At 59.2% G+C, this 6842-nt stretch carries 6 protein-coding genes and 1 pseudogene; 1 reads left to right on the top strand and 6 read right to left on the bottom strand.

From position 1 onward, the window contains the following. Window positions 1-65: 65 nt before the first annotated feature. Together ACFX5Q_RS32545 and ACFX5Q_RS32540 are read right to left on the bottom strand one after the other, a co-directional pair. Complete coding sequence (locus ACFX5Q_RS32545; RefSeq protein ID WP_404284381.1) at window positions 66-554, bottom strand: hypothetical protein; 489 nt, start codon at window positions 552-554, stop codon at window positions 66-68. Between the two features lie 316 nt (window positions 555-870). Continuing rightward, window positions 871-1785, bottom strand: coding sequence for a hypothetical protein (locus tag ACFX5Q_RS32540; RefSeq protein ID WP_404284380.1), 915 nt, complete (start codon window positions 1783-1785; stop codon window positions 871-873). Window positions 1786-2234: 449 nt separating this feature from the next. On the opposite strand from ACFX5Q_RS32540, the gene ACFX5Q_RS32535 reads away from it, so the two are divergent. Next, on the top strand, window positions 2235-2564 hold the full coding sequence (locus tag ACFX5Q_RS32535) for a low affinity iron permease family protein (protein ID WP_404284378.1): 330 nt from the start codon (window positions 2235-2237) through the stop codon (window positions 2562-2564). A 71-nt stretch (window positions 2565-2635) separates the two neighbouring features. Here the strand turns inward: ACFX5Q_RS32535 and ACFX5Q_RS32530 are convergent. The 4 genes and pseudogenes from ACFX5Q_RS32530 to ACFX5Q_RS32515 form a co-directional block, all read right to left on the bottom strand. Continuing rightward, window positions 2636-3230, bottom strand: a pseudogene (locus ACFX5Q_RS32530) (cysteine hydrolase family protein). A gap of 223 nt (window positions 3231-3453) precedes the next feature. Beyond that, window positions 3454-3861 carry a DUF427 domain-containing protein gene (locus ACFX5Q_RS32525; RefSeq protein ID WP_404284376.1) on the bottom strand — a complete coding sequence of 136 codons (408 nt, stop codon included), beginning with the start codon at window positions 3859-3861 and terminating at the stop codon, window positions 3454-3456. A 172-nt stretch (window positions 3862-4033) separates the two neighbouring features. After that, on the bottom strand, window positions 4034-4636 hold the full coding sequence (locus ACFX5Q_RS32520) for a cupin domain-containing protein (protein WP_404284374.1): 603 nt from the start codon (window positions 4634-4636) through the stop codon (window positions 4034-4036). Window positions 4637-4675: 39 nt separating this feature from the next. After that, on the bottom strand, window positions 4676-6787 hold the full coding sequence (locus ACFX5Q_RS32515) for a catalase (RefSeq protein ID WP_404284372.1): 2112 nt from the start codon (window positions 6785-6787) through the stop codon (window positions 4676-4678). Window positions 6788-6842 lie beyond the last annotated feature (55 nt).

Here is a 6842-nt window from a genome sequence, read left to right as displayed (position 1 = left end):
ACCAATCGACAACAGCAGGAGGGCGCCGATCCCAAGGATCTGCTCAATTGGCTTGCCGAGGGGTATCATAACCAATCAGCCTCAAGGCGGACGGTGTCTTGCCCGCGCATAGTCCGTGGCGGTTCCACTTCACTCGGCCCGTGGCCCACAACTAGGCAACAACGAAGCCGCCGACAAGGGTGTGCGAGGGTATACAGCTCCGCATAAAGTCTAGGAAAGACCTTGCCGAGCACCATTTCGCGAGGTGGACAGCATTGCACGCGATACCTAGCATTGAGGCAGCGGCCTCCTACTAAAATCGTGAAGCGCGCCCATTGGGGGCGAAGCTTGCGCGCATGCGTAAAGAAAGGAACATACCCGGCGGTCATTTTGGCAATGAGGCCATTTAGCGAAGCAATGTCCTTTACCGCGACCACGTCCAAGTCATCACGGCATTCTTCCATGCTCATCAGGTGGAATTTTCCATCCTCCCCTATCGATGAATAGCTGGCGACCAGCGTGTCGCGATATTGTGCCAAGAAGCCAATCGCTTGATCGATCAGTTCTTGTTTCATTGGGGCACTCCATCGAGATAGAACCGCTAGAAGTGCCTAACGTTCCTCTCCACCTTGCAGCCTTCCGATTTGCGGCGTCCGTCTGGACTGGCGCCGCTCCTGGTGACTTCGGGTGGCCGGTGAACGGGAGGTTCCGGTCCTCGATTTTGCCAAGGAGAATTTGCGTTGTCCCGCCTGTCGCCGCGGCGCGACACCAAGTTTTGGGCGCCAAGGGCATCCAACGGGCGATGGCGTTACCTCTGTGTGCGCCGACAAAAAAACGGCCCGCCATAGAACGGCGGGCCTCTGTCAAATCGGACGTCGGGAATTGGCAGCCTTATTGGCCAGTAAGAAAGATTGCTTCCTCGTCGTCCCGCTGCCTGCCCCCTAATGCGGCTGCTACACTGGCGATAAAGGCACCGACGACCAACGATAATGCACCGAGCAGGGCAAAAGTCGCGCTGGCCTTCCTGGCGGTGTCGGCAGCTTGCTGAGCCTTGACCTTCGCGTCCTTCACTTTGGCGATCATGGCATCGACCCGCGCCTTGGCATCGGCTTGCGAAAGCCCGGTGCGAGCGGCCACAAGTTGCGCGAGATAGGCGCTGTCGTCGGCCGTGAATTCGCCCCCGTTCGCCGCGCTGGCGAGCAGGATGCGCGAAGCCTGCGTGGTTGCCGCCGCATCGCTATCGGTATTGGCGGCGGCAAGCTTGGTTGGGTCGGCAGGGCGAAACAGCGCATCCACGTAATAGGACGTGCTGTCGAATGCTCCACCATCCTTGGTCGCGGCGCCAGCCGAAGCGCCTGTCGCGGCCCCTGCGGCTACGGTCGAAACGGCCTGCACTCCAGTACTCAGTGCCGCGGAAAGCGCGGAACCGAGGACGCCCGCAACAAGAAGAGTAGCAAGCGCCCACGCCAGGAAACCGTGGGCCGTGTCGCGGAAGTAAGTTTCATCGGTATGAACCCCGACCCATTTGGTGCGGAGTCGACCGGTGAGATAGCCACCCACGCCTGATGAAAGCCATTGCACAATCACCAGCCAGACGGCGGTGGTCACCGCAAAGGTCGTGGCCGATGCGCCGGCGCCGGACCAGGGCGAGACCATGCTGAGACCAAGCCCGGAGCCCAGCAACATTAGGATGAATGTAAGCGTCGAAGCCGCGAATGCGCCCGCAACGATCGGCCCCCAGCTCACGGCTGAAGATGAGGATTCTGTTGGTGCAGAGTCCTCGGAAGTCACAAGTGTTGCCTGCATGTCAGCCCCCTACCGCGCAAACAGCATGATGAGAATGATGATCGGAATTGGGATACCGAGCAGCCAGAGCAAGATACCGCGACCCATGGAAACCTCCTGTTTGTTAGTAGTGACTGACTAACAATGTGGCGGGAGGGGTTCTGTTCCGTTGGCTCCGAAGCTGGCCTCCCAAGAGCCTGACCCATCAGCTTTGTTCCGCAGCGAACGCAACGTTTGCGGCAACAGATTTGTGGAGACCGCTGCAACCAGATTTCAAACCGTGCATTTCAGTGGATGCTAAACGATCCAACCATGTGCTGTTTGTGCTGCGGAGCCCGCGATCACGGCTACGAGAATTGTCCGCGGTCGAGGCTAGGCAGACGGCCGCGGCCAGAGACGTCCACATCAGAGCCTGCCGATCCGGTTGAGGGGAAACTGGATGATTTCAGGCGCCGGCAGCGAGGTTCCTGGTGAACCGGTTCCTCTTTCTCATCGCCGATTTTTTGGCGCGCCCTCCGGGGTTTTATTTCGTTTTGGCGGCCATGGTCCTTTGCACGTTGCTTGTCCCGTTCGGGCTGACGAACATCGTGACCTATGCCTTATCGGTCGCCGCAATCATCATCACCGGGGTGGTTCTGATCCAAGGCTATCGCGACACCTCGGCCATCCACGCCAAGCTCGACGAGATCATTGTTGCGCTTGAAGAGACCAGAAACGACGTCGTTGGCCTGGAACACGGCCAACCGCACGAAATCGACGAGAAGCTCGCTGAGATTGAGGCTGAGGCGAAGGCAGGCTAGCGGATTTGTCTGGGGCGCTGAAGGCAAGCGCTATGCTGGCGTTTTCTCAGTGACCGTCCCCGGCTGACTAGCTAAGACCACTCCGAAAGGATGGTGTCCATCTCCACGGTCTCGACCTGCTGCGCAAATCGTTGATGATAAACCGTCAGGAGCGCGTCATGAGTGGCATCCGAAGTGCTGCACAGCGCGTCCGTCACCAGCACCACCCGGTAGCCGAAGTCGATCGCCCCCAGCACCGTCGCCAGCACACAGACGTCGGTCTCGCCGCCGGTGATCACCAGCGTGTCAATGCCATGCTGCGAGAGAAAACTCCTGAGCCCGCTCTCGAACCAGGGTGAATAGATGTGCTTGTCGATAACAGTTGCCGGAGGAAGAATGCTGCATCAGAGAAGGCAGGAGTTGAATCATCTCCGGTTCGAGTTCCGACAAGGTCATCGAAGCCCACCGCTCATAATAGCGCTTCCACGTCCCCGCCCCCTGGCCCGGCCTCTGGGCAGGCAGGAAGCGGGTAAAAACGGTTTGCGCGGCGCGCCTTTCGACTAGCGCTTCTATCAAAGGAAGGACCCGGGCTGTCCACGGCGTAGCCCAAGGCGACGGCTCTGCGAACAGACGCTGCATATCGACACAGAGATGGATGCAGCTGTCGCCCAGCGGGCCGCTATCCATGCGCTGACATCAGGACCTCATCGATCCGGTCCCTTAGCCGCGTCCACGGCTGAAATCGGGGACCACGCTGAGCTTGCCTTGCATGCGTTTAATCCGGTGAAGCGTTCCGATTTACCGGACAACTATGGCAGGCCCACAGATCTCGACGTCGAAATATCACGAAGGTCTGCGCGTCCGCCGAAGAAGTTCGCGGGTTGAGGTCTCGCTTCCATCGTCCGCTGCTCTATTCGGGCACGTGCGGCGTATGTCGCTTGTCCTCAGCCGGGTCGGCATCGATGCGCGCCTTATCCGGATCGAATGCGCCGTGCTTGGCGATGGACAAAGCGGCTGTTTCAGGCGTCTCATAGGCCCACATGAAATCATCCGCCGATGCGCCGACGGCATGAACGCGCCAGTAGCTGGCCGTGCCCCATGGGGAGTCTGTGGTTGTGTTCGTCTTCTCGAAGAGTTCGAAATAGATATCCTCGAACGGGATGTAGAAGACCGGATCTCGCCCATCTTCATGGAGCAACTTCGCCCGCCTGCTGGACGCGACGATGGCGTCTGAAAACCAGACCGTTAGCGTGCCGTCAAAGGGCACGATGGCAAGGGTGGCGGGAGGAGGTGCGGAACTTGCGGCAGAGGTTTGCATTCTCGTACTCCTTGACTGCAGGTTTCTCGGAAACGTCGAGCAGCGACGGCAGTTCCGGCCGGGGGCGCAATTGGCGCAAACCTTTTCGAAAGGATTGTCGGATGATCGACACTTGACCGGAAATAACTCCGGTAGATGGAGGGTATCGTGCCACCGCGTCGGCGGCCTCCCTTCAAACCTTCTTCCATTTTTGTAGAAGCGGGCCTTTGCTCCCATAGACGGGATCCTTGCCTGGACGGTCAACCTGGGGGATCGTCAACAGCGCGCCTTTATGCTGCTCGGCAGTCGTGCATTCGTCATATGTGCCGAAGGGTGGATATGCGCCGACGACCAGAAAGTCGCTGGATGCGGTAATGCATTGGTGACCTGTGCCGGCCGGAAGAACCGTGACGTCGCCGGCCTTCAGGGAAAGCGTTCGCCCCTTGTTTCCGCCAAAGCGGACCTTGGCCGTCCCGCGTGCGACGCCGAGCACCTCGTGTATCCGCGAATGATAGTGAACGTATTCGTAGATGCCATTGCGCCAGCTATCACCCCAGCCATTTGCGTTAAAAAGCCCTTCCATCACGGCCGCGGAATCGAATGCTTCGGGCAGTTTCACGGCGCCTCGGTAGACGACAAGCGACCAAAACGGATGGTTGGGCACCAACCCATCGCCTTTGAAGTGGAACTCATCCGGTTTTCGCAGCCTTACAAGATCGATGACCTCTTGCCTCCCTGGTCTTGCGACACCGGTGACCTCCTCGACAGCTTTCTTCACACTCTGCAGGAAGCTCATGACGCAGCCTTTGTGTCGTGCCAGATATTCAAACTTATCTCAAAGCTTCACCGCCGGTTCTCTTGCCCAGAGCCGTAGCTTCCGACAGGATTGCACGAAGGCGTCTACTCCCTCGGTCCCGTCGAGCGGTATCAGCCCCTCGTCCGCATCAACTGAAACGCCGGCTTTGACGAAGAGCGGGAAGGCCGAAGGCACAAACGCTATGAACTTGAGATGCGCGAAAGCGTCCGCGACGAAATCTCGCGCTGCCGCCTCTTGAGTGAGCCGGTCCGCTCCCTCTTCCGACAGCAGGACAGCCACGGCATCGAACAGGACTGAGGGTCCTCCGTCGATCATGTGCCGAGCCTCGATCCAGCTTCCATCTGCGGCCTCGACGCCACCGACCTTTGGGGCAACCACCTCCATCGTTGCGCCTTCTGTCTCGATCGCAGATTGCAGCTTCTTCAGCAGCGCTGCATCGGTGCCCTCGCTGACCAGCACGCCGACCTTGCGCCCCTCGAAGCTATCCGGTCCATTCTCGATGATGCTGAGCGCTGGCGACGGTTCGAGATCGCCTCTTGGCGCGACAGCAGCATCCGCCGGATACGGCAATTTCTTGATGCCGAGCTTGTCCGCGACGATGACAGCCAAACCTTCATCGATGTTCAGGAGATGCGCGACCATCCGCTCGCGGATGACCGGGGTCTCCACCTTGCTCAACTCGAAGGTCAATGCCATAGCGATATGGCGCTGCTCGGGCGGCGTCTGGCTGTTGAAGAATTGGCGCGCCTGGCTGTAGTGGTCGGCAAAGCTTTCCGCGCGCAGCCGGACCTTCTGTCCGTCCTCAGCATCAGCGAACGACCGAAACCCGCGCTGCGGCGACTCCCTTGGACCTTCGCCGAACGAATTCGGCTGGTAGTTGGCCCGGCCGACCGGGTTGCGCATAGCCATATGACCATCCTGCTGGAAATGGTGGAACGGGCACTTCGGCGCATTGATCGGGATATGCGTGAAGTTGGGTCCGCCCAGCCGCTTCAGCTGGGTGTCGAGGTAGGAAAAATTCCTTCCCTGGAGAAGCGGGTCATTGGAAAAGTCGACGCCGGGCGGAACATTCTGCGTCATGAACGCCACCTGCTCGGTTTCGGCAAAGAAATTGTCCGGCATGCGATCGAGAACGAGGCGACCAACCGGGATTGGCTCGAGGACCTCCTCCAGTATGATCTTGGTAGGGTCCAAAACGTCGAAGGCGAAGCTGTCGGCGAATTCCTGGTCGAAGAGCTGAACCCGCAACTCCCATTCCGGGAAATTGCCGGACTGGATGGCCTGCCATAGATCGCGGCGATGAAAGTCTGGATCGGCCCCGTTGATCTTGACCGCCTCGTTCCAGACGACTGACTGCAGGCCGAGCTTCGGCTTCCAGTGGAACTTGACGAAGGTCGACTCGTCCTTGGCGTTCAGGAAGCGGAAAGTGTGCACGCCAAAACCTTCCATGAAGCGGAAGGAGCGCGGGATCGCGCGGTCCGACATCACCCACATGATCATGTGCATGGACTCGGGCGTCAGCGAGATGAAATCCCAGAAATTGTCATGTGCAGATTGAGCCTGCGGGAAGGCACGGTCGGGCTCCTGCTTCACGGCGTGAACCATGTCCGGAAACTTGATCGCATCCTGGATGAAGAAGACCGGGATGTTGTTGCCAACGATGTCCCAGTTTCCTTCCTTGGTGTATAGCTTGACCGCGAAGCCGCGGACATCGCGCGCAAGGTCAAATGAACCTTTGCTGCCGGCGACCGTGGAAAAGCGCACGAAGGCCGGCGTCTTCTCGCCGGCGCGCTGGAAGATGTCGGCACGGGTATACTTGGCCAGCGAGTCGTAGGTCTCGAAATAGCCGTGTGCGCCGTAGCCACGAGCATGGACGACGCGCTCTGGAATCCGCTCATGGTCGAAGTGGAAAATCTTCTCGCGAAAATGGAAGTCTTCGAGGACGGTCGGGCCCCGCTCGCCGACCCGCAGCGAGTTCTGGTCATCCGAGACCAGCCCGCCCTGTGCAGTGGTGAGGACTTCAGTGTCCGTCTCAGCTAGCTGGTGAACCTCTCCGCCATTGCCTCGCGTGAGCTTTTGATCATGGATCGTCGCGGGCTTGCCTGACGACTGTCTTGCGGTCTTTGCCATTGTGCGTTCCCAAAATTGAAGAGGAGGCTGAGTGTCTTCCTCAATGTCCCGTTGC

The organism is Mesorhizobium sp. IMUNJ 23033, from assembly GCF_044778005.1.
GTDB lineage: Bacteria > Pseudomonadota > Alphaproteobacteria > Rhizobiales > Rhizobiaceae > Mesorhizobium > Mesorhizobium amorphae_A.
This window is presented reverse-complemented; position numbering and strand designations above follow the sequence as displayed.

Excerpts from the sequence above, each read along its gene's own strand:
- ACFX5Q_RS32545 (WP_404284381.1), bottom strand. The coding sequence starts at position 554 with ATGAAACAAGAACTGATCGATCAAGCGATTGGCTTCTTGGCACAATAT.
- ACFX5Q_RS32540 (WP_404284380.1), bottom strand. The coding sequence starts at position 1,785 with ATGCAGGCAACACTTGTGACTTCCGAGGACTCTGCACCAACAGAATCC.
- ACFX5Q_RS32525 (WP_404284376.1), bottom strand. The coding sequence starts at position 3,861 with ATGCAAACCTCTGCCGCAAGTTCCGCACCTCCTCCCGCCACCCTTGCC.
- ACFX5Q_RS32520 (WP_404284374.1), bottom strand. The coding sequence starts at position 4,636 with ATGAGCTTCCTGCAGAGTGTGAAGAAAGCTGTCGAGGAGGTCACCGGT.
- ACFX5Q_RS32515 (WP_404284372.1), bottom strand. The coding sequence starts at position 6,787 with ATGGCAAAGACCGCAAGACAGTCGTCAGGCAAGCCCGCGACGATCCAT.